The 26822-nt window shown below is 64.6% G+C and carries 23 protein-coding genes; 7 read left to right on the top strand and 16 right to left on the bottom strand.

Annotated elements, in window-relative coordinates; genetic code table 11:
- Window positions 1-3: 3 nt before the first annotated feature.
- The gene (locus tag C1D09_RS16080; RefSeq protein WP_143975238.1) at window positions 4-2415 is read right to left on the bottom strand and encodes a GcvT family protein; all 2412 of its coding nucleotides are present in this window, start codon (window positions 2413-2415) and stop codon (window positions 4-6) included.
- Between the two features lie 292 nt (window positions 2416-2707).
- On the opposite strand from C1D09_RS16080, the gene C1D09_RS16085 reads away from it, so the two are divergent.
- Window positions 2708-4177: an esterase-like activity of phytase family protein gene (locus C1D09_RS16085; RefSeq protein ID WP_143975239.1), complete on the top strand. Its 1470-nt coding sequence runs from the start codon at window positions 2708-2710 to the stop codon at window positions 4175-4177.
- A gap of 74 nt (window positions 4178-4251) precedes the next feature.
- Here C1D09_RS16085 and C1D09_RS16090 read toward each other — a convergent pair whose 3' ends face one another.
- On the bottom strand, window positions 4252-5043 hold the full coding sequence (locus C1D09_RS16090; RefSeq protein WP_143975240.1) for a L,D-transpeptidase: 792 nt from the start codon (window positions 5041-5043) through the stop codon (window positions 4252-4254).
- Between the two features lie 222 nt (window positions 5044-5265).
- On the opposite strand from C1D09_RS16090, the gene C1D09_RS16095 reads away from it, so the two are divergent.
- Entirely contained in the window at window positions 5266-6726 is a 1461-nt protein-coding gene (locus C1D09_RS16095; RefSeq protein WP_246135766.1) for an MATE family efflux transporter, read from the top strand.
- Window positions 6727-6846: 120 nt separating this feature from the next.
- On the top strand, window positions 6847-7422 hold the full coding sequence (locus tag C1D09_RS16100) for a TMEM175 family protein (protein WP_143975242.1): 576 nt from the start codon (window positions 6847-6849) through the stop codon (window positions 7420-7422).
- 15 nt (window positions 7423-7437) lie between these two features.
- Here the strand turns inward: C1D09_RS16100 and C1D09_RS16105 are convergent, their stop codons facing one another.
- Entirely contained in the window at window positions 7438-7719 is a 282-nt protein-coding gene (locus tag C1D09_RS16105) for a hypothetical protein (RefSeq protein ID WP_095773965.1), read from the bottom strand.
- 177 nt (window positions 7720-7896) lie between these two features.
- On the opposite strand from C1D09_RS16105, the gene C1D09_RS16115 reads away from it, so the two are divergent.
- Complete coding sequence (locus tag C1D09_RS16115; protein WP_143975244.1) at window positions 7897-8763, top strand: SDR family NAD(P)-dependent oxidoreductase; 867 nt, start codon at window positions 7897-7899, stop codon at window positions 8761-8763.
- Window positions 8764-8774: 11 nt separating this feature from the next.
- Here C1D09_RS16115 and C1D09_RS16120 read toward each other — a convergent pair whose 3' ends face one another.
- The 3 genes from C1D09_RS16120 to C1D09_RS16130 form a co-directional block, all read right to left on the bottom strand.
- Complete coding sequence (locus C1D09_RS16120; protein ID WP_143975245.1) at window positions 8775-9200, bottom strand: low affinity iron permease family protein; 426 nt, start codon at window positions 9198-9200, stop codon at window positions 8775-8777.
- Between the two features lie 387 nt (window positions 9201-9587).
- Window positions 9588-10229: a transferase hexapeptide repeat family protein gene (locus C1D09_RS16125; protein WP_143975246.1), complete on the bottom strand. Its 642-nt coding sequence runs from the start codon at window positions 10227-10229 to the stop codon at window positions 9588-9590.
- Between the two features lie 86 nt (window positions 10230-10315).
- A complete protein-coding gene (locus tag C1D09_RS16130; protein WP_143975247.1) occupies window positions 10316-10834 on the bottom strand; it encodes a CreA family protein in 519 nt (172 codons plus the stop codon).
- Between the two features lie 186 nt (window positions 10835-11020).
- On the opposite strand from C1D09_RS16130, the gene C1D09_RS16135 reads away from it, so the two are divergent.
- The 3 genes from C1D09_RS16135 (at window position 11021) to C1D09_RS16145 (ending at window position 14550) form a co-directional block, all read left to right on the top strand.
- Window positions 11021-11599, top strand: coding sequence for an SCO family protein (locus C1D09_RS16135; protein WP_143975248.1), 579 nt, complete (start codon window positions 11021-11023; stop codon window positions 11597-11599).
- Between the two features lie 11 nt (window positions 11600-11610).
- The gene (locus C1D09_RS16140; protein WP_143975249.1) at window positions 11611-12483 is read left to right on the top strand and encodes a 50S ribosomal protein L11 methyltransferase; all 873 of its coding nucleotides are present in this window, start codon (window positions 11611-11613) and stop codon (window positions 12481-12483) included.
- Between the two features lie 222 nt (window positions 12484-12705).
- Window positions 12706-14550: an aminopeptidase P family protein gene (locus tag C1D09_RS16145; protein WP_143975250.1), complete on the top strand. Its 1845-nt coding sequence runs from the start codon at window positions 12706-12708 to the stop codon at window positions 14548-14550.
- 93 nt (window positions 14551-14643) lie between these two features.
- Here C1D09_RS16145 and C1D09_RS16150 read toward each other — a convergent pair whose 3' ends face one another.
- From C1D09_RS16150 to C1D09_RS16195, 10 genes are all read right to left on the bottom strand, one after another.
- Window positions 14644-14940: an AzlD family protein gene (locus C1D09_RS16150; protein WP_143975251.1), complete on the bottom strand. Its 297-nt coding sequence runs from the start codon at window positions 14938-14940 to the stop codon at window positions 14644-14646.
- A complete protein-coding gene (locus tag C1D09_RS16155) occupies window positions 14937-15665 on the bottom strand; it encodes an AzlC family ABC transporter permease (RefSeq protein ID WP_143975252.1) in 729 nt (242 codons plus the stop codon). Before C1D09_RS16155 ends, C1D09_RS16150 begins: the two co-directional genes overlap by 4 nt.
- 112 nt (window positions 15666-15777) lie before the next feature.
- Window positions 15778-16467 carry a DUF2461 domain-containing protein gene (locus tag C1D09_RS16160; protein ID WP_143975253.1) on the bottom strand — a complete coding sequence of 230 codons (690 nt, stop codon included), beginning with the start codon at window positions 16465-16467 and terminating at the stop codon, window positions 15778-15780.
- Window positions 16464-18668: an NAD-dependent DNA ligase LigA gene (gene ligA / locus C1D09_RS16165; RefSeq protein WP_143975254.1), complete on the bottom strand. Its 2205-nt coding sequence runs from the start codon at window positions 18666-18668 to the stop codon at window positions 16464-16466. The genes C1D09_RS16160 and ligA overlap by 4 nt, the downstream gene beginning before the upstream one ends.
- A gap of 150 nt (window positions 18669-18818) precedes the next feature.
- The gene (gene recN / locus C1D09_RS16170; RefSeq protein ID WP_143975255.1) at window positions 18819-20492 is read right to left on the bottom strand and encodes a DNA repair protein RecN; all 1674 of its coding nucleotides are present in this window, start codon (window positions 20490-20492) and stop codon (window positions 18819-18821) included.
- Between the two features lie 219 nt (window positions 20493-20711).
- Window positions 20712-21581 carry an outer membrane protein assembly factor BamD gene (locus C1D09_RS16175; RefSeq protein WP_143975256.1) on the bottom strand — a complete coding sequence of 290 codons (870 nt, stop codon included), beginning with the start codon at window positions 21579-21581 and terminating at the stop codon, window positions 20712-20714.
- Window positions 21582-21845: 264 nt separating this feature from the next.
- Window positions 21846-22796 (bottom strand): UDP-3-O-acyl-N-acetylglucosamine deacetylase, encoded by a 951-nt coding sequence (gene lpxC / locus C1D09_RS16180; protein WP_143975257.1) that lies wholly within the window; start codon window positions 22794-22796, stop codon window positions 21846-21848.
- Window positions 22797-23076: 280 nt separating this feature from the next.
- Window positions 23077-24756 (bottom strand): cell division protein FtsZ, encoded by a 1680-nt coding sequence (gene ftsZ / locus C1D09_RS16185; protein ID WP_143975258.1) that lies wholly within the window; start codon window positions 24754-24756, stop codon window positions 23077-23079.
- A gap of 66 nt (window positions 24757-24822) precedes the next feature.
- A complete protein-coding gene (ftsA, locus tag C1D09_RS16190; protein WP_064988167.1) occupies window positions 24823-26130 on the bottom strand; it encodes a cell division protein FtsA in 1308 nt (435 codons plus the stop codon).
- The coding region (locus C1D09_RS16195) for a cell division protein FtsQ/DivIB (RefSeq protein WP_143975259.1) at window positions 26127-26822 on the bottom strand (696 nt) is incomplete at its 5' end. The genes C1D09_RS16195 and ftsA, both read right to left, overlap by 4 nt.

Below are 26822 nucleotides of genomic sequence, written 5' to 3' on the forward strand. Positions count from 1 at the left end.
TCCTCATTGCCGCATCGCCTTGCCCGAGGGGTCGTAGGGCGCCGCCGCGATGACGCGAGCCCGCCGTTCGACGCCGGCAATGTGCACCGAAAGCGCCGTACCCTCCTCGGCAAAACCGGCGTCGACCAACGCCAGCGCGACACTCCTGCCGATCGTGTAGCCAAAGCCGCCCGAAGTGACCAAGCCGACGCGCCGGCCATCACGCCAGACCGGCTCGAAGCCGCTGGCGTCGCCATCGACGGCATCGACCTCCAGCGTCACGATCCGTTGCGCCGCACCAACGTTGTGCTCCTTCAGCGCCGCCTCGCGGCCGACGAAATCGCCCTTGTCGAAGGCAATGAACCGGTCGAGGCCGGTCTGGCCTGGCGTGTAGCCCTGCGTGAATTCGCGCGACCAGATGCCGAAGCTTTTCTCCAGCCTGAGCGCATTGAGCGCGTGGTAGCCGATCTCGGCGAGGCCAAGATCCTCGCCGGCGGCAAGCAGTGCCTCACGCAACGTCGCATGCATGGTTACCGGGCAGTTGATCTCGAAGCCCAGCTCGCCCGCGATGGAGAGGCGGGCAATCCTTGCCTGCACCATGCCGATGTCGAACGTGCCGCAGGCCATGAACGGCAGTGCCGCGCCGGAGACATCCTGATGCGTCGTGCGTTCGAGGATTCTGCGCGCATTCGGCCCGGTCAGCAGGAAGCCGCCCGTCGCATCGGAAATATCGGTGACCGTGATGCCCTCTCCTGCCCGGCTCTCGAACCAGCGCATGTGGAATTCCCTGAGATAGTAGGAGCCCATCAGCCAATAGTCGTCGCCGCCCCAATTCATCACGGTGAGGTCGCCCTTCAGCCGCCCGTCCGGCCCGAGCATCGGCGCCAGCCGTGCCTGCCCCGCCTTCGGCAGCCGGCAGGCCAGCAGCCGGTCGAGCCATGCCTGCGCACCCGCGCCGGACACGGAATAGCGCGCATAGGCCGAGATATCGACGAGACCGGCGGCCCGCCGGACCTGCAGCGCCTCGTCCCCAACGATCGCAAAGGCGTTGGAGCGCTTGAGCGCGGTGTTCTCGCGAAACCCCATCGGTGCGAAATAGGCCGGGATTTCCAGCCCCCATGACGCCGTCCACTCGCAGCCGGCGGCACTCATCCCGTCATAGGCGCCGGGGCGTTTCAGGGGCCGGCCCGCCGGCAGCCGCTCGTTGGGAAAGGTCATGACGAAACGGCGCGCGTAGAATTGACGAGTCGTTTGTCTCAGATATTCGCGGTTGGCGGCGAAGGCGCCGTAGCGCGCAATGTCCATGCCGAAAATGTCGGCCTGCGGCTCGCCATGGATCATCCATTCAGCCAGCGATTTGCCGACTCCACCGCCCTGGCTGAAGCCGGCCATGACGCCGCAGGCGACCCAGTAGTTCTTCAAGCCGCGCACCGGCCCGACGATCGGGTTGCCGTCGGGGGTAAAGGTGAATGCACCGTTGACCCATTTGCGGATGCCGGCGCTCGCCAGGCAGGGAAAGCGCTCATGCGCCCTGGCGAGCTCCGGGCTGATGCGGTCTATGTCTTCCGGGATCAGCTCGATGCCGTAATTCCATGGCGCACCGTCCATGTTCCAATGCCTGGGGTTCTGCTCGTAGACGCCGAGCAACACGCCCTTTCGCTCCTGGCGCAGGTAGGAAAAGCCGTCGAGATCGACCGCAAGGCCGAGCTCCCGGTCGAGCGCCGCGATCTCTGGAATGTCCTCGGTGACAAAATAATGGTGCTCCATCGGCGTCACTGGCAGGTCGATGCCGGCCATGCGGCCGAGTTGCTTCGCCCACAGACCGCCGGCGTTGACGACATGCTCGGCAACGATGGTGCCCTGTTCGGTAACGACGTCCCAGTGGCCGTCCGCGCGAGACTTCAGCTCGACGACACGGTTGCGCAGGATCACGTCTGCGCCGCGCCTTTTCGCGGCGCCGGCATAAGCGTGCGTCGTGCCGTAGGGGTCGAGATGACCCTCATTGGCATCGTAAAGACCGCCGAGCACACCGCTGACGTCGACGATCGGGCAGATTTCCTTGATCTCGTCGGGGGTCACCAGCCGGGCAGTTACGATGCCGACCGACTGGAACACCGCCCAGGCCGATTTCAGCCATTCCCAACGTTGGGGATCGCTGGCCATGTTGACGCCGCCGGTCATGTGCAGGCCGATATTATGGCCGGATTCGGCCTCGATCTCGCGGTAGAGCTTGATTGTGTAGTCCTGCAGCGCCGCGACGTTGGGATCGGCATTGAGCGCATGAAACCCGGCCGCCGCGTGCCAGGTCGAACCGGCGGTCAGTTCCGCGCGCTCGATCAGCGCCACGTCAGACCAGCCGAACCGCGCCAGATGGTAAAGCACCGAGGCGCCGACCACCCCGCCCCCGATCACGACTGCACGGTAGTGCGACTTCAAGGCTTCCCTCCCGGTCTGTCAGAAGCGCAACATATATGCACTAGACATAAGTGTCCAGTACTGCGCCTGCACACGCGAACGGATGCGTGGGGATGATCCATTCTTCCCCGGCGCGTGCTTTTTCTCGGCTTCTGGACACGCCGGCGGGCAGGCATGCCGCGCTGTCACGCAGGCATCATGTTCGCGACGTAGACCGCTTGTCGGGGGGCACGCGGCATCATCGATGTACCGCCTCTTTTCAGCTTTTTGCTCTTCGGCCGCTCCGGCACATCTGTCACAACGAGGATCATCCATGAGAAATCTGCACCGAACCGGCTCGCTCGGCGTCGCGCTGGCCTTGTTCACCGCGCTCACGCCGGCGCTTGCCGACAGCACCGCCACAGTCGGCGGCCTCGTCAACAAGGGCTTGGTCGGCGTCGGTCGCATCCCGGCCGCTCAGCGCGACAAATTCGGCGAGACGTTCGGGTCTGGTTCCGGCATGGCGATCGACACATCAAGCTGGACACATGATGCCGGCACCTACAAGGGTTCGCTCTGGCTGCTGCCGGATCGCGGCTACAATGTCGCCGGCACCACGAACTACCGGCCGCGCCTCAACACGATCAGCATCGAGTTCACGCCGGCAGCTTCAGGCGCCGCTGGCCAGGAACAGACCGAAGTCAAGGCGACGCTCACCGACACCATGCTGCTCTCCGACGACAAGGGCGCCGATGCCACCGGCCTCGATCCGCTGTCGGATGTGCGTGCCGCCGCAGGCGACATGCCGATGCTGCCCGCCGCCACCAATGGCAAGCTCGCCCTCGACAACGAGGCGATCGTGCGGCTGCCCGACGGCTCGATGTTCATCTCCGACGAATATGGCCCCAACATCTACCGCTTCTCGGCGCAAGGCCGCCTGCTGTCGGCGACCCAGCCGCCGGCGGCCCTGGTGCCGATGCGCAAGGGCGCGCCGAACTTCTCCTCGGACAATCCTGGCCCGGGTGCCGCCGAGCCCGATCCGAAGGATCCCGAGACCGGCCGCCAGAACAACCAGGGCCTCGAAGGCATGGCGATGACGCCGGACGGCAAGTTCCTGATCGCCGTGCTGCAGTCGGCGACCCGGCAGGATGGCGGCGATTCAGGTTCGACCCGGCAAAACACCAGGGCGCTGGTCTATGACGCTTCCGACCTCGCCCATCTCAAGCTGGCGCACGAATATGTCTTGCCGCTGCCGGTGTTCAAGGACGCCAAGGGCAAGACCAAGGTCGCCGCGCAAAGCGAGATCGTGGCGCTGTCGGACACGTCCTTCCTGATCCTGACGCGTGACAGCGGCAACGGACAGGGCCTGAAGGGCGACACCTCGCTCTATCGCCGGATCAACGTCGTCGACGTTTCGGCGGCGACCGACATTGCGGGCGGGCCTTTCGACGCCGCCGACAAGCCGGTCGCACCCAAGGGCGTGCTCGATCCGTCGGTGACGCCGGCCAGGCTGACGCCGTTCATCGACATCAACGACAACGCGCAGCTCAATCGCTTCGGCCTGCACAATGGCGCGCCGAACGACCACAACAACCTGTCCGAGAAATGGGAAGCAATGTCGCTGGCCAGCGTGCTCGATCCGAAGCTGCCCGACGACTATTTCCTGTTCGTCGCCAATGACAACGACTTCCTCGCTCAGGACGGTTTCCAGATCGGCGTTCCCTACAAGGCCGATGACGGCGCCAATGTCGACACCATGTTCCTGGTCTATCAGGTCACGCTTCCCGGCCTCGCCAGGAAGTAATCAGCACGATCCGGGCGGACGCGCGTGGCGCGTCCGCCTGACTGTTCCGGTCGAACCGTCGATCCTGAAGGTGCTTATTTCAAGAACTCCGCGTCCTTCGGCACGCCCGCATCGATCGGCTCGGCCGTCCTGCTCGACACGGCCATGATCTTGCCGGCGGCCGACAAGTTCGGTCGCACGAAGACCTGCGCGGGGCCGTTGACGCGGCTGTAGAGGTCGATGATGTCCTGGTTCATGAAGCGCACACAACCCGACGAGGCGTTCTTGCCGATGGAATCCCATTCCGGCGTGCCATGCAGCCGGTACATCGTGTCCTTGCCGTCGCGGAACAGATAGAGCGCGCGGGCGCCGAGCGGGCTCTGCGGGCCGGGCGGCATGCCGTCCTTGAATTTCGCCAGTTCGGGCCGGCGCTGGATCATTTCGGGCGGCGGCGTCCACACCGGCCACTTCTTCCGCGCCTGGACCACGGCGCTGCCGGTCCAGCCGAAACCGGCCTTGCCGAGGCTGACGCCATAGCGGATGGCCTTGCCGCCGTCGCGCACAAGATAGAGGAAGTGCTCGGAGACATCGACGACGATGGTTCCGGGCTTTTCTCCTGTCGGGTCGGCCACGATCTGGCGCACGAACTTCGGATCGAGCTTGGCCACCGGGATCGCCGGCAGTTGATAGCCCTCGTCGGTGCGCGCCGCGTACATGGTTGCGGTATCGCCGAACGCCGTGTCGGGTGGCGCCGCGACCACCGGCGGCGGCGCCACCACCTCGGTCGTCGTACACGCTGACAGAGCCATCGAGACCGCGCCAAAGGCGGACGCACCAAGAAACGCGCGCCGGTCCAGGCGCTCGGAAAACAGCGGACTATCGGACATTACCCCCCCGGCTATTCGCAAGATCTGATAGGAATGCGGGCCCCACGCCCCCAGCAATCAATATCCCATTCCGGGCGCTTTGAGAACATGGCCAGATCAAGGTGCGCCAGGAGACCTCCGGCCAACCTTTTCCGGCCCCGCATCGACCTGCCTCGTTGAATCGGCAATGATGGTGGAACGGATCCAAACACCCTTGCCGAGTCGCCAGCCATGGACGAGAAAATGCCTGCGCGCCGGCGCACCGGCGACCTGACCAGCGGCCCGATCCCGCGCACGCTGCTGCTGTTTGCCCTGCCGGTGCTGGGTTCCAACGTGCTGCAGTCGCTCAACGGGTCGATCAATGCCGTCTGGGTCGGCCGCTTTCTTGGTGAATCGGCGCTGACCGCCACCTCCAACGCCAACCTCGTCCTGTTCCTGATCCTGGGCACCGTGTTCGGCATCGGCATGGCGGCGACCATCCTGGTGGCGCAGTCGGTCGGCGCCCGCGACCTGCCCGAGGCGCGCCGCATCGTCGGCACCAGCGCCACCTTCTTCTTCTTCGTTTCGGTGGTCTTCGCCGTCTGCGGCTGGATCTGGGTCGACGCCATCCTCAACACGCTTGGTACGCCGGCCGACGCCTTGCCGCTGGCGCGTTCCTATCTGCGCATCATCTTCGTCGCCGTGCCGATGATGAACCTTCTGTCCTTCGTCATGACCGTGCTGCGCGGCGCGGGCGATTCCCGCACGCCCTTCATCTTCATGGCGCTGGCGGTCGTCCTCGACATCGTGCTCAACCCCCTGCTGATCCGCGGCATCGGCCCCTTCCCCGAGTTCGGCATCGCCGGTTCCGCCACCGCGACGCTGATCGGCCAGACAGTCAGCGTCATCGCCATCCTCGTCGTGCTCTACGCGCGCAAGCACCCGCTGCGGCTGGCCGGCGCCAATCTCGCTCTGCTGCGGCCCGACCCCGCCTTGCTGCGCATCATCGTCGTCAAGGGCGTGCCGATGGGCCTGCAGATGATCGTCATTTCGGCAGCGGCCCTGACGGTGATGGGCATCGTCAATTCCTACGGTTCGCAGGTCGCCGCCGCCTATGGCATCGCCGCGCAGTTGTGGACCTATATCCAGATGCCGGCGCTGGCCATCGGTGCCGCGGTCTCCTCGATGGCCGCACAGAATGTCGGCGCCGGCCGTTGGGACCGGATCGGCCGCGTCGCCGCCTCCGGTGTCGGCTTCAACCTCGTCCTGACGGGCGCCCTGGTCGCGATGCTGTGGCTCTTCGACCGCCCGATCCTCGGCCTGTTCCTGAGCGGCGACGGCGCGGCGATCGACATCGCCGCCCACATCAACACGGCCGCATCCTGGTCGTTCATCCTGTTCGGCATCACCATCGTGCTGTTCGCGACCGTGCGCGCCACGGGCGCGGTGATGCCGCCGCTGGTCATCCTGGTGATTTCGGTGCTCATCGTGCGCACCGGCTTTGCCTATTTCATGCGCGGCGTGATCGGCGAGGAAGCGTTGTGGTGGAGTTTCCCGGCGGGCTCGATCACCTCGCTTGTACTGGCCGCGGCCTACTACCGTTTCGGCGGCTGGCGCAAATTGCACATGATCGAGAACAGGCCGGCCGCCGGCGAGCCGCCGGACACCGGGCTCGGCGTGCCGCGCGGCCGCGCCAACATGGCGCCAGAGACACCGAACGGCTGAATGCACACCTTTCGCCAGTCGCCTGGACAGGTGCGGGCCATCCACCGTTTGCCCAGCCACATGGCGGGTAGCCGCACGTCCAGCCATCGCGTAGATTTTACCGGACAATAGGGGGGCTCAATGGGCAAAGGCAGGGTCGAGGCATTCACCGACGGCGTGGTGGCCATCATCATCACCATCATGGTGCTTGAGCTGAAAGTGCCGGACGGCGAGAACTTCGCGGCCCTGGTGCCGCAATTGCCGGTCTTCCTGTGCTACGTGCTCTCCTTCATCAATGTCGGCATCTACTGGAACAATCTGCACAACATGTTCCACACCGTGCAGCGCGTCGACGGCGGGGTGCTGTGGGCAAACCTGCATCTGTTGTTCTGGTTGTCCCTGATGCCGGTGACGACCGCTTTCATGGGCGAGAACCATTTCGCCACGGTTCCGGTTGCGGTCTACGGTTTCGATCTCGCTCTGTGCGGCATTGCCTATACGCTTCTGGCCGTCGCGCTGCATCGCCTGCATGGGCAAGACACGGCCTTCGCCAAGGCAATCGGCAGCGACCGCAAGGGAAGGCTTTCGCTTGCGGTCTATATCGCGGCCATTGCGCTGACCTTCCTCAACCGCTGGATCGGTGTGTGCCTCTATGTCGCCGTCGCGCTGGTATGGCTGGTGCCGGACACGCGTTTCTCGCGCGTTCTCGAAAAATAGCTCCAGAAAGCAACTCTATTTACGCATCGCTTTCAGCTTTTCAGCAACCGACGCCGCAAGATCGGCATAGCGCTCCTCCAGCCTTTCGGCCGCCTTGATGATCGAGAAATCATGGCCGAATTTCTCCAGCGCCATGCGCAGCTTCTCGACGAATTCGGCCTGCTTTTCCAGCGCCGAAAACAATGTCTTCACCTGGGCTTCGCTGATATCGGGGTTGGCCAGCATCTGCGGCACCTCGCGCCCCATCTGGTCACCGGTGGCGGTCTGCTCTTTCAGAATTGCGATCCAGTCCGTCAATCAAAAACTCCATGCTGCCCCTGCAAAGTCTCTCTTGCCTGGGCAAAAATCTCTTGTGCCCAGGCAGCATGCGCAGCCGCGGCCCTGCTGGTCAACCCGAACACATGCTGAGGAAGGCTTGCGCAAGCGCGTTCCGGCGCTAAGTTCGGCGCCATCGAGAAAAGGATGCTGTTGCTCATGATCACCGACGCTGAAATCCAGGCCGCCCTGCCCGCGCTTGGCCCCGGCAACACCGCCGTCATCACCGGCGCCGCCAGCGGCATAGGTCTGGCAGCCGCCAGGCGGCTTGCGCTGATGGGCATGAAGATCGTGCTCGCCGACATTGGCGGCGCGCGCCTCGACGATGCCTCCCGCGCCGTTTCGGCCATTGCCGGCGACGAGGCCGTGCTTGCCGTCGCGGCCGATGTTTCGAAGGCCGATGAGGTCGATCGTCTCGCCGACCGCGCATTCGGCGCCTTCGGCGAGGTCTCGCTGCTGATGAACAATGCCGGGGTCGGCGACAATCCGGGAAAACCCTGGGAAAACCGCGATGGCTGGAAACGGCTGCTCGATATCAATTTCTGGGGCGTCGTGCATGGCGTCGAAGCCTTCGCGCCGCGCATGCTGGCGTCGGCCAAGCCGGGCTTGATCATCAACACCGGTTCCAAGCAAGGCATCACCACGCCGCCCGGCAACCTCGCCTACAATGTCTCCAAGGCAGGTGTGAAGACATTCACCGAAGGCCTGGCGCATGCGCTGCGCAACGAGCCGGGCGACCGCCTGTCGGCGCATCTGCTGATCCCCGGTTTCACCTATACCGGGCTCACCGAAGGGGCGACGGAAAAGCCGGCCGGCGCCTGGACCGGCGAACAGGTCATTGACTTCATGCTGGAATCCCTGGTCAGGGGCGACTTCTACATCCTGTGCCCGGACAATGACGTGGCGCGGCCGCTGGACGAGAAACGCATGGCCTGGGCGATCGGCGACATCATCGAAAACCGCCCGGCTCTGTCGCGCTGGCACCCCGATCACAAGGATGCCTTCGCGGCCTTCATCAAAGGCTGATCAGCAAGCCCTCAAGCCGCGTGCTTTTTCGGGCTTCGCTTTTGCGCCACGGCCTTCTTGGCGGCCATGGCGGCGATCTTTTCGTCATGCCGCCGCGCCGCCAGTTCGCACTTTTCGCGGATTTCCTCGACCTCGGATTCCGTCAGGTGCTCGATGCCGATGAAATGGTTCTGGCCCTCGCCGACCCGGATCAGTTCATCGAGCTTGGCCTGGATCGCCGCGCCATCGCGGTTCTGGGTGTTCTGGATCAGGAACACCATCAGGAAGGTGATGATGGTCGTGCCGGTGTTGATCACCAATTGCCAGGTGTCCGAGAAGCCGAAGAAAGGCCCGCTGACCGCCCAGACGACGATAACCACACAGCAGCCGGCAAAAGTCAGCGGCAGACCCGTTACGTGGGCGACCCAATTGGCGATCTTGGTGAAGAGCTTTTCCATATGTCGAGAATCCTGAATGGCTGCGGCGATGAGAAACAACCGGCGACCGCCTCGGGTTCCCGTCGATAACAAATACGGCAGCTGCAATTCGATACACGCGGGGCGCGCATGCGGCGGAAAACACACCTTATCGGTCTGGTGTCATAGTAATCGCGCAGGCAAAAGCGCCTGTTCCTTCCGCCTCCACGGCGGTTTACCTCCGACCCCTTCCGCCGCGCCACCCCCGCATGGCGGAAGGGGTTCCAGTCCGCAGAGCGCGGAGCACAGTCCCCGGCATTCGGCCAGGCGGTCCTCCGCTTTCGGCAGCCCGCGCGCCAGCACCGCTGTCGGCCTGCTGATGGCCTGCCCGGCAGTGGCGGCCAGGGCCAAACCGTTGTCGGCGGAAGCCTAGGCGGCGTCGTTTTCCCAACGATCGAGGAAGGCCTCGACCGGCAGGGACTGGATGTCGGGAACCGCCCTGGCGAGTTTCTCGATCGGCCAGTTCCACCAGGCGAGCGCTTCGATCCGCGCCGCTATGTCGGGAGCAAAGCGCGGCCGCAGCGGCTTGGCCGGCACGCCGGCGGCGATCGTGTAGGACGGCACGTCCTGCGTCACCACCGCATTGGCGCCGATGACCGCGCCATTGCCGATCGCGATGCCGGGCATGATCACCGCGCCGTGGCCGATCCAGACGTCGTGGCCGATGGTCACGGCCTTCGCCTGCCGCCGCTCGCGGAACGCCGCATCGACGCCTAGCCAGCGGAAATATTCGTTCGGCCGATAGCTGACCTTGTGCTGGGTCAACCGCTCGATCGGATGTTCCAGAGCATTGATGCGGCTGTTGGCGGCGATCGAGCAGAATTTGCCGATGGTGGTGTAGATGGCTTCCGAATGGCGTTCGAAATAGGAGAAATCACCGACGCTGACCTCGCGCAGCACCACTCTCTCGCCGATCGAAGCGTAACGGCCAAGCTTGCACGCCTTCAGCTCCGCGGTCGGGTGGATGCGCGGCTCGGGGTCTTTCAGGACAAGGTTTTCGGTGCGGTCCATGCGCGCGGCTTTACGCCGGGACAATTGCTCCCGCAAGGCAAGAGCAATTGTCCCGGGGGCCAATCAGCATAAAAACGCCCATCCACCTATTTCGGCTTGCCCTTGCTCCACACCACGTTCTGGCCGTAGAGCGGCACCGTGGTGACCGACATCTTGGCCGAGCCGTTCTGCACCTGGCGCGAATGCGAGAGATAGATCAGCGTTTCGTTGGCCTTGTCGTAGATGCGGTTCACCACCTGCTTCTTCCAGATCAGGCTGATGCCTTGCTTGAACACCTCCTCGCCACCCTCGCTCATGTCGATGTCACCAATGGTGATCGGGCCGGTCTGGCGGCAGGAGATCGACGAGTCCGAGGGATCCTCGAACCAGTTGCCCTTGTGCAGGCGGTCGATGATGCTGCGGTCGAAATAGGAGACATGGCAGGTCACGCCATCCACCTTGGGATCCTTGATCGCTTCGACGATGATGTCATTGCCGACCCAGTCGACGCCGACCTTGCCGACTTCCTCGGCGATGGCGCTGCCGGCACCAAGCATGACGCAGGCGGCCAAGGCGCCGCCGAACAGTTTTCGCCCAATCCGTTCGCGCCCAACCAGTTCGAGCAAAGGAGCCTCCTGCGGTTCGAGTTGCCGGTATCAGGTGGGATGCGGCGTGCGGCTTTGCAAGCAGACGCGTCACCACGACCGCGGTTGCGGCATCGCGGCACTTTGCCTGCGCAAGGTCAAACCGCTAAGAGTGTCGCACCGGCGGCATTGAGCCGGCGCGATGATTTCTGCGGACGGACTTTTGTGATGATGCGTTCTATCCTGGTCGGCATTCTCGTCCTGATGGCGGCCGGCATCGGCTGGCTGACCTTCGACTGGTATCGCGGCCATTATGGCGGCGAACCGTTCGGCGCGCCCTTCACCCTCGTCGACCAGAAAGGCGCGCCGATCACCGAAGCCGCCTTCCGGGGACAGCCAAGCGTCGTCTTCTTCGGCTTCACCCACTGCCCCGAAGTCTGCCCGACCACCTTGTTCGAACTCTCCGGCTGGCTGAAGACGCTCGGCGACGACGGCAAGACCTTGCATGCCTATTTCGTCTCGGTCGACCCGGAGCGTGACACGCCGGCGGTGATGAACGCCTATGTCAGCAATTTCTCCGACCGCATCACCGGCGTCACCGGCGACCCGGACAAGGTCCACGCCATGGCCAAGTCGTTCGGCATCTACTGGAAAAAGGTCGATACCGGCGACGGCGACTACACGATGGACCACACCGCCTCGGTGCTGCTGCTCAACTCCAAGGGCGACTTTGCCGGCACGATCGCCTATGGCGAAAGCGCCAGCACCGCCGTGGAGAAGCTGAAGCGCCTCGCGGCCAAGGGTTGATAAGTATCCATATGACCCAGACGCGGCTGCATTTCACCACCGGCAAGATCGAGGCTGAGCGCATCTTCGCTGCGCTAGAACTGGCCTTCGAGGATGAAGGCCTGCCGATCGCCGTGCTCGAGGTCGACGAAGACCGGAACATCCACGAGGTTTCGCTCTACGCCGATGGCGACGTCGATGCGGTCGAGGCGCGGGTGAAGGACATTCTCGCCGGGCTTGCGCAGTCGAAGCCGGTCGAGCGCGAAGTGCTGCCCGACATCGACTGGGTGGCGCGTTCGCTGGAGGGCCTGAAGCCGGTGCGCGCCGGCCGTTTCTGCGTCCACGGCGCGCATGACCGCAGGAAGCGCCACAGCGGCGAACTCGCCATCGAGATCGAGGCCGGCCTTGCCTTCGGCACCGGCCATCACGGCACCACCTCCGGCTGCCTGGAAATGCTGGAGAAAGTGGTGCGGCGCGAGCACCCGCGCAATGCGCTCGACCTCGGCACCGGCAGCGCCGTGCTGGCCATCGCCGTCGCCAAGCTGGCGCATATTCCGGTGCTCGCCACCGACATCGACCCGGTGGCGGTGAAGGTTGCCGCCGCCAATGCGCGGCTCAATCACGTCAAGGCGCTAATCGAAACGGTCACCGCACCGGGCTTCCACCATCCGATCTTCGGCAAGCGTGCCCCTTTCGATCTGATCGTCGCCAACATATTGGCGCGGCCGCTGATGCGGCTGGCGCCGCAAATGGCCGGACACATCGCACTTGGCGGCTCGATCGTCCTGTCAGGCATTCTCGAGCGCCAGCGCGACGCCGTCATCTCCGCCTATGTCGGCCAGAATTTCCGGCACGTGCGCACCTTGCACCGCGAAGGCTGGGTGACGATCCACCTCAAGCGCTGAGACCGGGCGAGCCAGCGGAGCCTTGGAGCCGGGTAGAAGGCTGTCAGGCAGGTGAACGCCGCCACCCCCGGTGCTGGATAAAGAAGCCCAGCTTTCGCGCCACTGGACCAGCCCCATTTGGTTGTCAGCCAGCCGGCGCTGTAGCAGGTTGCGCCGGCCGGAAATCGATTCCGATTTCCGGACCCATAGGCTACGGTCACGCCGACATCAGGAGGCCCCATCATGTTCCAGACCTTCGATTCCGCGGGCGACCCTTCGGTTGGCAAGCCGCGCGTGGCGCTGCTGCGCCAATGGCTGGCCGCCAATGGCCTCGACGGTTTTATCGTTCCGCGCGCGGACGAGCATCAAGGTGAATATGTCGCCGATCGTTCGGCACGGCTGAAATGGCTGACCGGCTTCAGCGGCTCGGCCGGCGTCGCCATCGTGCTGCGCGACCGCGCCTTCATCTTCGTCGACGGGCGCTACGCGCTGCAGGTGCGCAGCGAGGTCGATCTCGACATCTTTGCCGTCGAAAGCCTGGTCGACAACCCGCCCGCCGTCTGGCTCAAGGAGAATATCGGCAAGGGCGCGCGGCTGGGCTTCGATCCATGGCTGCACACGATTGGCGAGGTCAAGGCGCTGCAGGCCTCTGCCGACAAGACCGGCGCCGTGCTGGTGCCGCTCGAGAAAAACCCGATCGACATCATCTGGAAGGACCAGCCTGCGGCACCGCTGACCCCGGTCGAGTTGCACCCGATCGCCTTTGCCGGCGAACTCGCCAAGGACAAGCTGGCGCGGTTGGCGACGGCGATCGGCAAGGATGGTGCCACCCATGCGGTGCTGACCGACCCCTCCTCCATCGCCTGGGCCTTCAACATCCGTGGCGGCGACGTACCGCACACGCCGCTGGCGCTCGGCTTCGCCATCCTCGCAGCGGATGGATCGCACCAGCTGTACATGGACAAGCGCAAATTCTCGCGCCAGGTCGCGGCCTATCTCACCCAGCTCGCCGATCCGCACGAGCCCGGCGAATTCGAGGCGGCGATCGCGGCACTTGCCAAGGGCGGCGCCAAGATCGCGCTCGACCCGGTGCTGGCGGCCGACCGGCTGCGCATGCTGGTCGAATACAATGGCGGCACGGTTGTTGCGGCGCCAGATCCTGCACGCATCCCGCGAGCCACCAAGAACCAGGCCGAGATCAGCGGCTCACGCGCCGCGCACCGTCGTGACGGTGCGGCGGTGGCCAAGCTTCTGTGCTGGCTGGAGCGGCAAGAGCCCGGCTCGCTCGACGAGATCGCGGTCGTCACCAGGCTGGAGGAGAGCCGCCGGCAAACCGGCGAGGAAACGCAAATGCCGCTGCGCGACGTATCCTTCGACACTATTTCCGGCGCCGGCCCCAACGGCGCCATCATGCACTACCGCGTGTCGCGCGCCACCAGCCGCAAGCTGCAGGCCGGCGAGTTGTTCCTGCTCGATTCCGGTGCGCAGTATCAGGACGGCACCACCGACATCACCCGCACCGTGCCGATCGGCCAGCCGAGCGAGGAAATGCGCGAACGCTTCACACTGGTGCTGAAGGGCATGATCGGCATCTCCACGCTGCGTTTCCCCGCCGGCACGCGCGGCTCGGAGATCGATGCCGTCGCCCGCATGGCCCTATGGAAGCATGGCTGCGATTTTGCCCACGGCACCGGCCACGGCGTCGGCTCATACCTCGCCGTGCATGAAGGCCCGCAGCGCATCGCCCGCACCGGCACCGAAAAGCTGCTGGCAGGCATGATGCTGTCCAACGAACCCGGCTATTACAAGGAAGGCGCCTACGGCATCCGCATCGAGAACCTCATCCTGGTGACGCCGGCCGAACAGATCGAAGGCGGCGACATCGCCATGCATGGCTTCGAGACGCTGACGCTGGCGCCGATCGACATCAGGCTGGTGCGGTCAGAGCTGCTGACGCGCGAGGAACTGCATTGGCTAGACGCCTACCATGCCCGCGTGCTGGCCGAGATCGGACCGATGCTCGACGGCGAAACGCTGGCCTGGCTGGAAAAGGCGACGGCGCCGCTGCCGCACGACGCGAAGATTTGACGCCGGCCTCTTGCTCCCCGTCACCTACGCGGAGAAATGCCCGGCTGGGCAATGAGGGGCAGCGCCAACGTTCGGAAAGATCGCGCGGCCAAGCTACCCGACGAACTGCCGCGCCAGGATGAGCACTGCCGCGCCAGCCAAAAACATCGACATCAGCCCGCCGCGCAGCGAGACCAGGGCGGTGACGACCAGTGCCGCCCATTCCGCCGGTCCGGCATTCAGCAGCTCCGGCGCCACCAGCGTCGTCAGCACCGCCGCGGGAACGGCGTTGAGGCCGGCCTCGACGCGCGGATGGACGTTCTCGAAGCGGGAGATGACCAGATGCCCGCCGATGCGCGTGAGATAGGTGGCGACCGCGCCGGCGATGATGATCCACAAAGTCGTGCTCATGGCCTTGTCTCCACGCCGCTATGGTGCGGTGGCAGGATGACGGCGAGCAGCACGCCGGCAATGGCGCCGATCGAGACGTGCCAAGGCGAGCCGACCGTCTTGTAGGCGACGATCGAGGCGCAGGCACTGGCGACCACCACCGGCAGCCACAGCGGCCGCTTGCGGAAGCCCATCACCAGGCCGAGGAAATAGATCGGCAGCAGGAAATCGATGCCCAGCGCGTGCGTGTCGGGGATGAGCTTGCCGAACACAGCACCCAGCGCGCTTTCTATCACCCAGAACACATAGACCGGCAGGCCAAGGCCCAGATACCAGGCAAAGCCGACCGTCTGGCCGGACGCCGCCCTCGCCTCGGCCACGGCGAACTGCGGATCGGTGAGGATGAAATAGCCGAGCGCCTGTTGGATGACAGGCCAGTGCGCAATGCGTCGGCCGATGCCGGCGGAGTAGAGCACATGACGGAAGTTGACCGCGAAGATCGAGAGCACGATCAGCCACGGCGCGACATGCTGGCCGAACAGCTGGATGCCGACCATCTGGCTGGCGCCGCCATAGATCAACGCGCTCATCAGAAAGGCTTCGAGGACCGAGAACCCGTTGTCGACGGCAAGCGCCCCGAAAAGCACGGCGAACGGCGCCGACGCCACGACGACAGGCATGGAGAGCCGCACCCCTTGCCAGAAGTCGCTTCTTGTGCCGCTTTCGGAAATCACGTCCGTCGCCATCGATCGCTCCAGTCGAAACCGCCGATGTAGGCAGTGCCTCCCGCCTTGTCACACGAATTCGCTTGAGCCAAACGATCAGCGGAAATGATCGTCGCCGGGCTCGATATGGAACTTAGTCCTTCGCGATTTTGCCCTCGATCGCCCTGCCCCAGTCGAGCAGCGGCTTGGCGCGCATGGTGAAATCGACGAGTTCGTCGACCAGTTCCGGCCCGTGGATGCCCGCCGGATCGATGACTTGGCGGACGGCAAAATGCCGGTTGCGGATCGCAGCGACAAGATCCTTGTCGGTGACGTGCTCGAAGCCTCGCGGCGTGCGTTTCATGGCGTCTTCGGCATCAAGCTCGAGGCCGTTCTTCTTCAACGCCTTCACCATGGCGCGAAACCTGTCGGGCCACGTCTCGATGGCGCGCCGCATCGCCAGCAGCAGCGCTGCCTCCGGCTGCCACCACGCGACGCCGGCAAAGCAGCCCTCAAGCCCGACATGAATGTAGAAGACGCCTTGCACGGCCTTGCTGCCATCGGGAGACAGGATCGCCGAGACATGCCTGTTGTACGGCCGCTTGTCCTTGGCGAAGCGAACGTCACGGTTGATGCGGAACAGCGACTTCTTGCGATCGCCGCGCAAGCCGAGCCCCGCCTCTGCAAAACGCTGTGTCAGCGTGTCGACGAGATCGCCAAGGGGATCGCGCAGTTCCTGTTCGAACAGGTCGCGGTTCTCCAAGAACCACTCCCGGCTCTGGTGGAAATCCAGCGCCTTCAGGAATGGAATGGCCTTGGGGCCGAAGCCTTTGAACGCCGTCACGCCTTGCCGACCCGTTGCAGCCAGGTGTCCTCGTCGATGACTTCGACGCCAAGTTCGCTGGCAAGCTTCAGCTTGGAGCCGGCGCCGGGTCCGGCCACCAGCAGGTCCGTCTTGGCCGAAACCGAACCGGCAACCTTGGCGCCGAGCCGCTCGGCCATTGCCTTGGCTTCCGAGCGCGTCATCTTCTCCAGCGTGCCGGTGAAGACGATGGTCTTGCCGGCGACCTCGCTGTCGGCCGAGACGGTGACGATATAGGGCTTGGGCTTGACCTGTTCCAGCAGCTTGTCGAGCACGTCGTCATTGCGCTCATTGCCGAAGAAATCACGCAGCGCATCGATCACCGTGTCACCGATGCCGTTGACCGATGGGAAGACGGTGTGCGGATCCTCCGCCGCCGCCGTTTCCTTGCCGACGCGGATCCACTCCTCGACGGTGGAAAAGGTCTTGGCGAGCACGGCCGCCGTCGTCTCGCCGATATGGCGGATGCCGAGCGCGAAGATGAAGCGATCGAGTTCCGGCTCGCGGCGCGAATCGATGGCCGAAAACAGCTTGTCGAGGCCTTCATAATTGCGGTCCTCGACGCTGCGGACATTCTTGCGCGTCTTGCCGGACGCCGCCTCGCGCTGCCTGGCCTGCTCCTCGCGCCGCTCGGCCAGCGCCTTGGTGACGGCGGGGCGGCGGTCCCTGAGCGTAAAAATATCGGCGGCGGTCTTGATCAGCCCGGCATTGAAGAAGGTGTCGATGTTCTCGGCGCCCAGCCCCTCTATATCCATGGCGCCGCGCGACACGAAATGGCGAAGCCCCTCCACAGCCTGGGCTGGGCAGATCAGCTCGCCGGTGCAGCGCCGGCGGGAATCCTCCTTGCCGGTCTTCTCGTTGATCTCGCGCGTCGCCGGCGAGCCGCAGACTGGACAGGTGTGCGGGAATTCGTAAGGCACGGCATCGGCCGGACGCTTGTCGATGACGACGCTGACAATCTGCGGAATGACGTCGCCTGCCCGCTGGATCACCACCGTGTCGCCGATGCGCACGTCGATGCCGTCGCGGATCGGCAGGCCGTTGCTGTCTAACCCCTTGATGTAGTCCTCATTGTGCAGCGTCACGTTTTCGACCACGACGCCGCCGACGGTGACGGGCGCAAGCCTTGCGACCGGCGCCAGCGTGCCGGTGCGGCCGACCTGGATGTCGATCTTCTGAACGATCGTCATGGCCTGCTCGGCCGGGAATTTATGGGCGACCGCCCAGCGCGGCTCGCCAGTGACGAAACCCCAGCGGCGCTGCAGCTCCAGCTGGTCGACCTTGTAGACGACGCCGTCTATGTCATAACCGAGCGACGAGCGCTGCTCCTCGATCAGATGATAATGCGCGACCAGTTCCTCGACCGACTTCGCCCGCACCATCAAGGGGCTGATTCTGAACCCCCAGTCGGCGAATCTTTGTACCGATTCGTATTGTGTCGGCGCCGGATCCGCGGTCGTGAAGCCCCAGGCATAGGCGAAAAACTTGAGATTGCGGCTGGCGGTGACGGAGGCATCCTTCTGGCGCAGCGAGCCGGCGGCGGTGTTGCGCGGATTGACGTAATCCTGGCCGCCGGCCGCCGCCGAGCGCGCCTTCAGCGCTTCGAACTCGGCATAGGTCATGTAGACCTCGCCGCGTATCTCTATGACATCGGGCCAGCCCGACCCTTGCAGCCTTGCGGGAATGTCGGCGATGGTCCTGAGATTGGCGGTGATGTCCTCACCCACGGTGCCGTCGCCGCGTGTAGCACCCTGCACGAACGCGCCCTTCTCATAGCGTAGCGAGGCCGACAACCCGTCGATCTTCGGTTCGGCCGTGAAGGCAATATCGAGGTCCTTGTCGCGGTCGAAGAAGCGGCGGCCGCGCTCGATGAAGTCGGCAACGTCCTCGTCTGTATAGGCCTTGGCGAGGCTGAGCATCGGCACGGCATGGCGCACCTTTGCGAAACCCTCGGCCGGCGGCGCGCCGACCCTGCGTGACGGCGAATCCTCACGCACCAGGTCTGGAAAACGCTGCTCGATGGCAAGGTTGCGCCGCCGCAGCTCATCATATTCGGCGTCCGTGATCGTGGGCGCGTCCTCGGCGTGGTAACGCTGGTCGTGCTCGGCGATCTCCTCCGCCAGGCGCTTCAGCTCGGCTTCAGCCTCGCTTTCGCTAAGCGAATCGACAGGTTTTTCAGCCATGCTTTTCTCCCCCGAACGGTGGCGCGCCACCATAGAGCATGATCCCGAAAGGTGGGAACCGGTTTTCGGAAAAGATCATTCCTGAACAGCAGGATGGAGCCATATCCTGACTCGCTGCCGTATCCTGCCCGTCAATGACGCCGGATGGTCTTATGCCGCGTTTGTATTCTCGCGCAGCAGCCGTTCGGCGGCGGCGCGTGCCTCGTCGGTGATCGTGGCGCCGGCCAGCATGCGGGCGATCTCTTCCTGCCGCGCCGGCCTGTCCATCTCGGCAATGCCGGTCGCCACACGGTCCGTGCTGCCCGATTTTGAGATCAGGAAATGCGTCGCCGCCCGCGCCGCCACCTGCGGCGCATGAGTGACCGACAGCACCTGCACGCGCTTCGACAGCCGCGCCAGCCTTTGGCCGATGGCATCCGCCACGGCGCCACCGACGCCGGTGTCGATTTCGTCGAAGACCAGCGTCGGTGCCGAGCCACGGTCGGCCAGCGCCACTTTCAGCGCCAAAAGGAAGCGCGACAGCTCGCCGCCGGACGCCACCTTCATCATCGGCCCGGGCCGCGTGCCGGGATTGGTGCACACCCAGAACTCGATCTGGTCGATGCCTTCTTCCATGCGGGTCTCGGCCTCGCTCTTCATCTCGACGATGAAAGCGGCGCGTTCGAGTTTCAGTGCCGGCAATTCGGCCATTACCGCCTTGGTCAGGCCGACGGCCGCCGCATGGCGAAGCGAGGAAAGCTGTGCCGCGGCGATGTCATAGGCCTCGCGCGCCGCGGCGGCCTGCTTTTCCAGCCCATGCAGGCGTTCCTCGCCGGCGTCGAGATCGGCCAGATCGGCAACCATCGTGTCGCGCAATTGCGCCAGATCGTCGACGGCGACGCTATGCTTGCGTGAGGCCGCGCGCAGCGAAAACAGCCGCTCTTCCGCCTTCTCCAGCCGCTGCGGATCATACTCGGTGGCGCGAAGTGCCCCCTCGACGCCGGATTGCGCGGCGTCGAGCGACAGCATGGCTTCGTCCAGCGACTTGACCACGTCCTCGAGCAGGCCGGGCGCCTCGGTCGCCTTGCGCTGCAGCCGTCTCAGCAGACTGGCCAGCTGCGGCAAGGGCGAAGACGGGCCGGACAGTACATCCTGGGCGTCATGGATTTCGGAAGCGATCTTTTCGGCGCGCATCATATGGGCGCGCAGTTCGGCAAGTTCCGTTTCCTCGCCGGGCTGCGGATCGAGTTTGGTCAGTTCCGCCACTGCGGCGCGCAGATAATCGGCCTCGCGCGCCGCAGCCGCCACCTTGGCGCGGTGGCGCGTAAGCTCCTGCTCGCAGGCGCGCCAGTGGCGCCAGGTCTCGCCGGTCGAGCGAACAGCGCCGAGATGACCTCCGAATGCGTCGAGGACGTCGCGGTGAGCGCCCGGATCGACCAGCGCCCGCTCGTCGTGCTGACCGTGGATCTCGACCAAAGCGCGCCCGACATCGCGCATCAGCGTCACGCTGGACGGCTGGTCGTTGACAAAGACGCGGGTGCGGCCGTCCGCGGTCTGTACGCGGCGCAGGATGATGTCGCCGTCATCCTCGATGGCGTTCTGGACGAGCAGCGCGCGTACCGGATGGTTGCGCGGCACGTCGAACACGGCAATGACCTGGCCCTGTGGTGCGCCATGGCGCACCAGAGAGGCGTCGCCGCGCGCGCCGAGCGCCAGCGACAGGGCATCGAGCAGGATGGATTTGCCGGCGCCGGTTTCACCCGTCAGCACGGAAAGGCCCGGCTGGAAGTCGATATCCAGCTTCTCGATCAGGACGATATCGCGGATCGACAGTCTGGAAAGCATCAGAACCCGAACCTCAGGCAATTCCAGGAAGGGTGCGCGGCGTTTTTCCCGTCGGAATTGCGTAGAACAAAAAGTTGGGACGGCTCAGCGCTTCAATCAAACCACTGAACCGCCGTGGAGAGCGGTGCGCGACGATTGGAGTCGCAGCGCCGCACTATCTTTTTGTTTCAGCATCGGATCAATCCGAAAAGCGCGCCACGCGCGCTTGCGCCTGACAGATCAGGCGCCGGTGATCAGCTTCCCGGCCTTGGAAATCCACGACCCGGCATTCTCGCGCGGCGAAAGCCCGTTGCTCTGCAGGAGCTTGTAGGAATCCTTGTACCACGGGCTGTCGGGATAGTTGGTGCCGAGCACCGCGGCGGCCGTCTGGGCTTCCGAGGTGAGCCCCATCGCGTAGTAGCTTTCGGTAAGGCGGGCCAACGCCTCCTCGACATGACGCGTGTTGGAATAGCTTTCCACCACGGTGCGGAAGCGCTTGACGGCGGCGATGTACTCCCTGCGCTCAAGATAATAGCGGCCGATCTGCATTTCCTTGCCGGCGAGCTGGTCGTTGGCGAAGCGGATCTTCTCCTTGGCGTCGTCGACATACTCCGACGTCGGCCAGCGCGTGACCAGATCCTGCATCGTCTGCAGCGTCTGGCGCGCTTCCTTCTGATCCTGCGTCACGTCCTTGATCTGACGATAGTAGCTCAGGCCGATAATGTACTGTGCATAGGGCGCGTCATCGGTGGACGGATAAAGCGCCAGATAGCGCTTGGCCGACGAGATCGCTTCGTCGTAGCTGCCCTTTCGGTAGTCGGCGAAAGCACCCATCACCATCGATTTGCGGGCCCATTCCGAATAGGGATGCTGGCGGTCGACGGCGTCGAACTTCTTGCTCGCCTCGTCGAGGCGGCCGGCATTCAAATTGGCGAGACCTTGGTTGTAGAGAACGTCGGCCGGCTCGGTCTGGTCGACATATTTCGACAGGTCGATGTCTTTCTCCGACGACATGCAGGCCGACAGAAAGAGCGATGGAACAACCAGCGAAAGCGCCAGGAGAACAGACCGCTTTGGCGCTTTCGATTGACCGACTCGCTTGAAGAACATGATTGGATTGCGCCCTTTCGGCGTTATTTTAATGCCTCTTGCATGCTGTTGTCCCAAAATTGGTCCCCACTTTTGAGCGACATGCACTAATCGACGGCAGCAGCCATAAACCATAACCGCCTTGCCCGGCAACGCTATCTCCGGGCAATCGCGCATTTTTGTGGCGGCAAGGCGGCGCCAGGGCATCCCTATGATTTCGCCGATGAATGATGCATTCCTGCAACACCCGGCGTCGCGCCACAGCGTGTGAAAACGGTGCGAAACCTAGATCATCCAGGGCGCGTAGAGCGGCGCGTTGACGGCGCTCATCTCTGCCGCGCGGCCACGCTCGCGGCGTGTCGTCTCGACGATCTCGAAGGCCGTGCGGTCCGACAGCAGGCGCCGCACCGCCGCGGCGTTCAGCCTGTGACCGCCGCGATAGGAGCGGAAACAGCCGATGAAGCGGGCTCCGGCCAGAGCCAGGTCGCCCATGGCGTCGAGCGTCTTGTGGCGCACGAATTCGTTGGGATAGCGCAGGCCACCCACATTGATGACGCGGTTGTCGTCACCGATCACCAGCGAGTTCTCCAGCGAAGAGCCAAGCGCGTAGCCGGCCGCCCACAGCCGCTCGACATCCTTCATGAAGCCGAAGGTGCGGGCGCGCGCAAGATCGCGCCGGAAAATGTCGGCATTGATGTCCGACGCAAAGAGCTGACGGCCGATGGCCGGGCTTTCAAAATCGATCTCGACCTCGAACCGGGTGCCGTCATAGGGCCTGAACTCCGCCCAGGAAGCACCGTTCTCGATGCGAACCGGCTTGACGACCCTGATATAGCGCCGCTTGACCGGCAGCGTCTCGATGCCCGCCTGGTCGATGGCCTCCACGAAGGCCATGGCGCTGCCATCGAGGATGGGAACCTCGTGGCCGTCGATCTCGATGAGAACATTGTCAATGCCGAGCCCGAACAGCGCGGCCATGATGTGCTCGACGGTGGCGATATGCTCGCCCGAGGGATCGCCGAGCATGGTGCACAGATCGGTTGCGCCGATTTCGGAAAACAGGGCACGGAACTCGCGGCCCTGCCCTTCGCCATTGATGAGCTGGAACATGATGCCGGTGTCGGCATCCGCCGGCAGGAAACTGATGGAAACTTCTTTGCCGCTGTGGACGCCGGTGCCCGTAAGCGACGCGCGCGTCTTCACTGTCGTCTGGTAGTCGTGCAAGACAATCCCCATAAGCCCGATATGCCTAAGTCCGCTTCTCCAGCCCGAGGGCGCGGCTCTTGTTAAATCGGCAGGCAGGGCCACTTCCCCGAAATCCCGGCAGACCGACTATGGTAGGCAGCGAAGATAATGTCCCGCCTGGGAGACTCCAAATCACGGTTTCTTACCCTATGTAACCGCGGACCGAAGCAGGCGCCATATCGTAACTATTTGATTCTGCAGCGGTTAAAAACGTTAACAGGCAAGCAATTCCTTGCTTGCCTGTTAACAAATGTTACGGTCCGTTAACCGCTCAGTTGGCTTGGCGGCGCAGGAACGCCGGAATCTCCAGCTGATCGTCGTCCTGAGTCGCCCTGGTCTGCGGCGTCAGGCGGCCCTGGTCGTCCAGCTGGCCGCGGCGCGGCGCATAGAGCTGGGCGTCCTGGCTGGCGAGCCGGCGCACCTCGGGGGCGGCCTGGCGCAGCTTCGGCTCGCGCGGTTGCGCCGGCTGCAGCCTTGCAGGTTCCTCCTCGCGGCGGGTCAGGCCGTTGGTCAGGCGCTTCAACAGGCCCATCGGGCCGCTGTTGTTCTCGTGGTCCACCGGCCGGCTCTTGGCGTCGACCTCGGCCTTCACGACCGGCGGAAAGTCCTCGACACGCGGCATGCGCTGCGGTGCCATCGCCACCGGCTGCTGGACCTCACGCAGTATTTCGCGCGACTGCGGGGCCGGCTGCATCTGCTGGACGACTGGCTGAGGCATTGGCTGCTGCGGCGGCGCCTGGAAGATCTTGCTCTGCGGGCGGAAATCGTCCGCATGGGCGACAGGAGCTGGACGGGCCTGCGCCATGGCGGCGGCGTTCGACTCGGCGAGCTGGATGGCCTCGGCGACCGGGTCCGCGGCGCGCGGCTCATAGACAGGCTGCTGGACCGGCGCCGGGCGGCTCTCCACGGCGGCCACGGCCGGACGGACGGCCGGCTTCGGCGGTGCCGTACGGATCGAGATCGGCGCCGCGGCGATTTCAGCCGCCGACTTGTCGATGCCGGTGGCGACCACGGAGACGCGGATGACGCCTTCGAGTTCCTCGTCGAAGGTGGCGCCGAGGATGATGTTGGCGTCCTGGTCGACTTCCTCGCGGATACGGGTCGCTGCTTCGTCGACTTCGAACAGCGTCAGGTCGCGGCCGCCGGTGATCGAGATCAGCAGGCCCTTGGCGCCCTTCATCGAGGTCTCGTCGAGCAGCGGGTTGGCTATCGCGGCCTCGGCGGCGGCCATCGCGCGGCCCTCGCCGGAAGCTTCACCGGTGCCCATCATCGCCTTGCCCATCTCGCGCATCACTGAACGGACGTCGGCGAAGTCGAGGTTGATCAGGCCTTCCTTGACCATCAGGTCGGTGATGCAGGCGACACCGGAATAGAGCACCTGGTCGGCCATGGCGAAAGCGTCGGCGAAGGTGGTCTTGTCATTGGCCAGCCGGAACAGGTTCTGGTTGGGGATGACGATGAGGGTGTCGACGCATTTCTGCAGTTCCTCGATGCCCAAATCGGCCGTCTTCATGCGGCGCTGGCCTTCGAAGTGGAACGGCTTGGTGACGACGCCGACGGTGAGGATGCCCTTCTCGCGCGCGGCGCGGGCGACAACCGGAGCAGCACCGGTGCCGGTGCCGCCGCCCATGCCGGCGGTGACGAAGCACATATGGGTGTTGGACAGGTGATCGATGATCTCGTCGATGCACTCCTCGGCCGCCGCGCGGCCGACTTCCGGCTGCGAGCCGGCGCCGAGGCCTTCGGTGACATGCGCGCCGAGCTGGATCAGCCGGTCGGCCTTCGACATGGTCAGCGCCTGCGCGTCGGTGTTGGCCACGACGAACTCGACACCGCGCAAGCCCGCGGTGATCATGTTGTTCACGGCATTGCCGCCGCCGCCACCGACACCGAACACGGTGATGCGCGGCTTAAGCTCGGTTATGTCCGGCTTCTGCAGATTGATGGTCATTGTCTCCGTCCTTTGCCTTTCACGCCGCTTCGCCGCCGCGGCCGCCTATGGGGCTGTCCCCGTCAATTAGAAACTGTCTCTCAACCACTGACTCATGCGATGCAGTTTTCCACCCGTTCCGGTCATCCTGAGACCGGAAATGCCTTTTGCAGGATGGCTTTCGAAACTCGCCATCTGCGGATAGATCAGAAGCCCTACGGCGGCCGAGAAGGCCGGTCCCTTCGCGGCTTCGGGCAGGCCCGCCACGCCGAGCGGACGACCGATGCGCACGTTGCGCCCCAGGATGCGGCGCGCCGCCTCCGGCAGGCCGGCTAGCTGGCTGGCGCCGCCGGTCAGCACGACGCGCTTGCCGACCGCGTTGCCGTAGCCGGACTTGTTCAGGCGGTCGCGCAAGAGTTCGAGTGTCTCGTCGATGCGGGCGCGCACGATGCGCGTCATCACCGAACGCGGAATCTGCAGCGGCACATCGCCATCGTCGCCGATCGGCTGGATCGAAACCAGGTCGCGGTCATCCGCGCTGCCCGGCAGCGCCGAACCATGCATGACCTTCAGCCGTTCGGCGGCGTCGAGCGAGGTCGAGAGCCCCTTGGCCATGTCGAGCGTGACATGATTGCCGCCGATCGCGATGGCATCGCCATGGACGAACTTGCCTTCCGAAAACACCGAGATGGTCGTCGTGCCGCCGCCCATGTCAATGCAGGCGGCACCCAGTTCCAGTTCGTCGTCGACGAGAGCCGCCAGCCCGCTGGCATAAGGCGTCGCCACCATGCGCTCGACCGACAGATGCGAGCGGTTGATGGAGAGTTCGAGATTGCGCATAGGCGCCGCATCACCGGTCAGCACATGCATGTCGACGCCAAGCGCGTCACCGACCATGCCGCGCGGATCCCGCACGCCGCGCTCGGCATCGAGCGAGAAGCCGACGGGCAGCGAATGGATCACCTCGCGCTCGGCCTTGAGCGCCTGCTTGGCGCCGGCGCCGAGCACGCGCTTGATGTCGGCTTCATCGGCCTCGTGGCCGCCAAGGTTGATGGTCGCCGAGAAGCTTTCGCTTTTCAGCCGGCCGGCGGTCATGTTGACGATGAGCGAATCGACCGTCAGCCCGGCCATGCGCTCGGCCGCGTCGACGGACAGGCGGATGGCATGCTCGGCGCGGTCGAGATCGACGACCACGCCCGACTTCACGCCTTGCGACTTCTGATGGCCGATGCCGATCACCTGGATCCGGTGCGAGCGGCCACGCAACAGCTTGCCGTCATCGTTCGGCTTGAGCTTGGCCACCATGCAGCAGACCTTGTTCGAGCCAACATCCAGCACCGTGAGAGTGCCGGACCGGCGCGACGAGGCATCGCCTGAACCGCCAAGCCAGCTCATATCTTCGTCTCCGACTTGCGCTTGATGGTCTTCGGCTTCTCGTTGAGCGCGGCCTCGCGCTGCGTCGCCGCTTCGGGCGTCAGCTCCACGACCAGCCGGTCTGTCAGGCGCATATCGACGGCAGCGATGTCGCGCGACAAAAGCCCCTTGTCGTGGTCCATCTTGACCAGATCGGCGAGTGCCTGGTCTTCCTGGTCCTCGGGCAGCTTGACGGTGATGCCGTTGTCGAGCTTCAGGTCCCAGCGGCGGTCGCCGACGCGGATATAGCCTTTGACCCGACTGGCGAGGTCCGGATATTTTTCGACCTTGGCCAGGAAGTCAGGCGCCTTGGCCGGCGCGCCCTCGCCCATCAGCAGCGGCAACAGCACCTGCTTGCCGCCGGAGAACGGCGCGATGACCGCGCCATCCTTCTCGATGACCGAGAGATCATTGCCCTGCTGCCAGAGCGCGAAGGCTTCGCGCTCCTCGACGCGCACTTCCAGCGTGTGCGGATAAACCTTGCGCACCGCCGCCATTTCGATCCACGGCAAGCCCGAGATGCGCTCGCGCGCGGCCTCTGCATCGAAGCCGATCAGCGAGGTCCAGCCGTCGAGCTCCAGCCTGTCGAGAATATCGATCTCGGAGGTCTGGCGATTGCCCACCACCTTGACCTGATCGACGGCAAAGCCGGTGCGGGCGGTGATGCTCTGGAT

Source organism: Mesorhizobium intechi, assembly GCF_002879535.1.
Taxonomy (GTDB): Bacteria; Pseudomonadota; Alphaproteobacteria; order Rhizobiales; family Rhizobiaceae; genus Mesorhizobium; species Mesorhizobium intechi.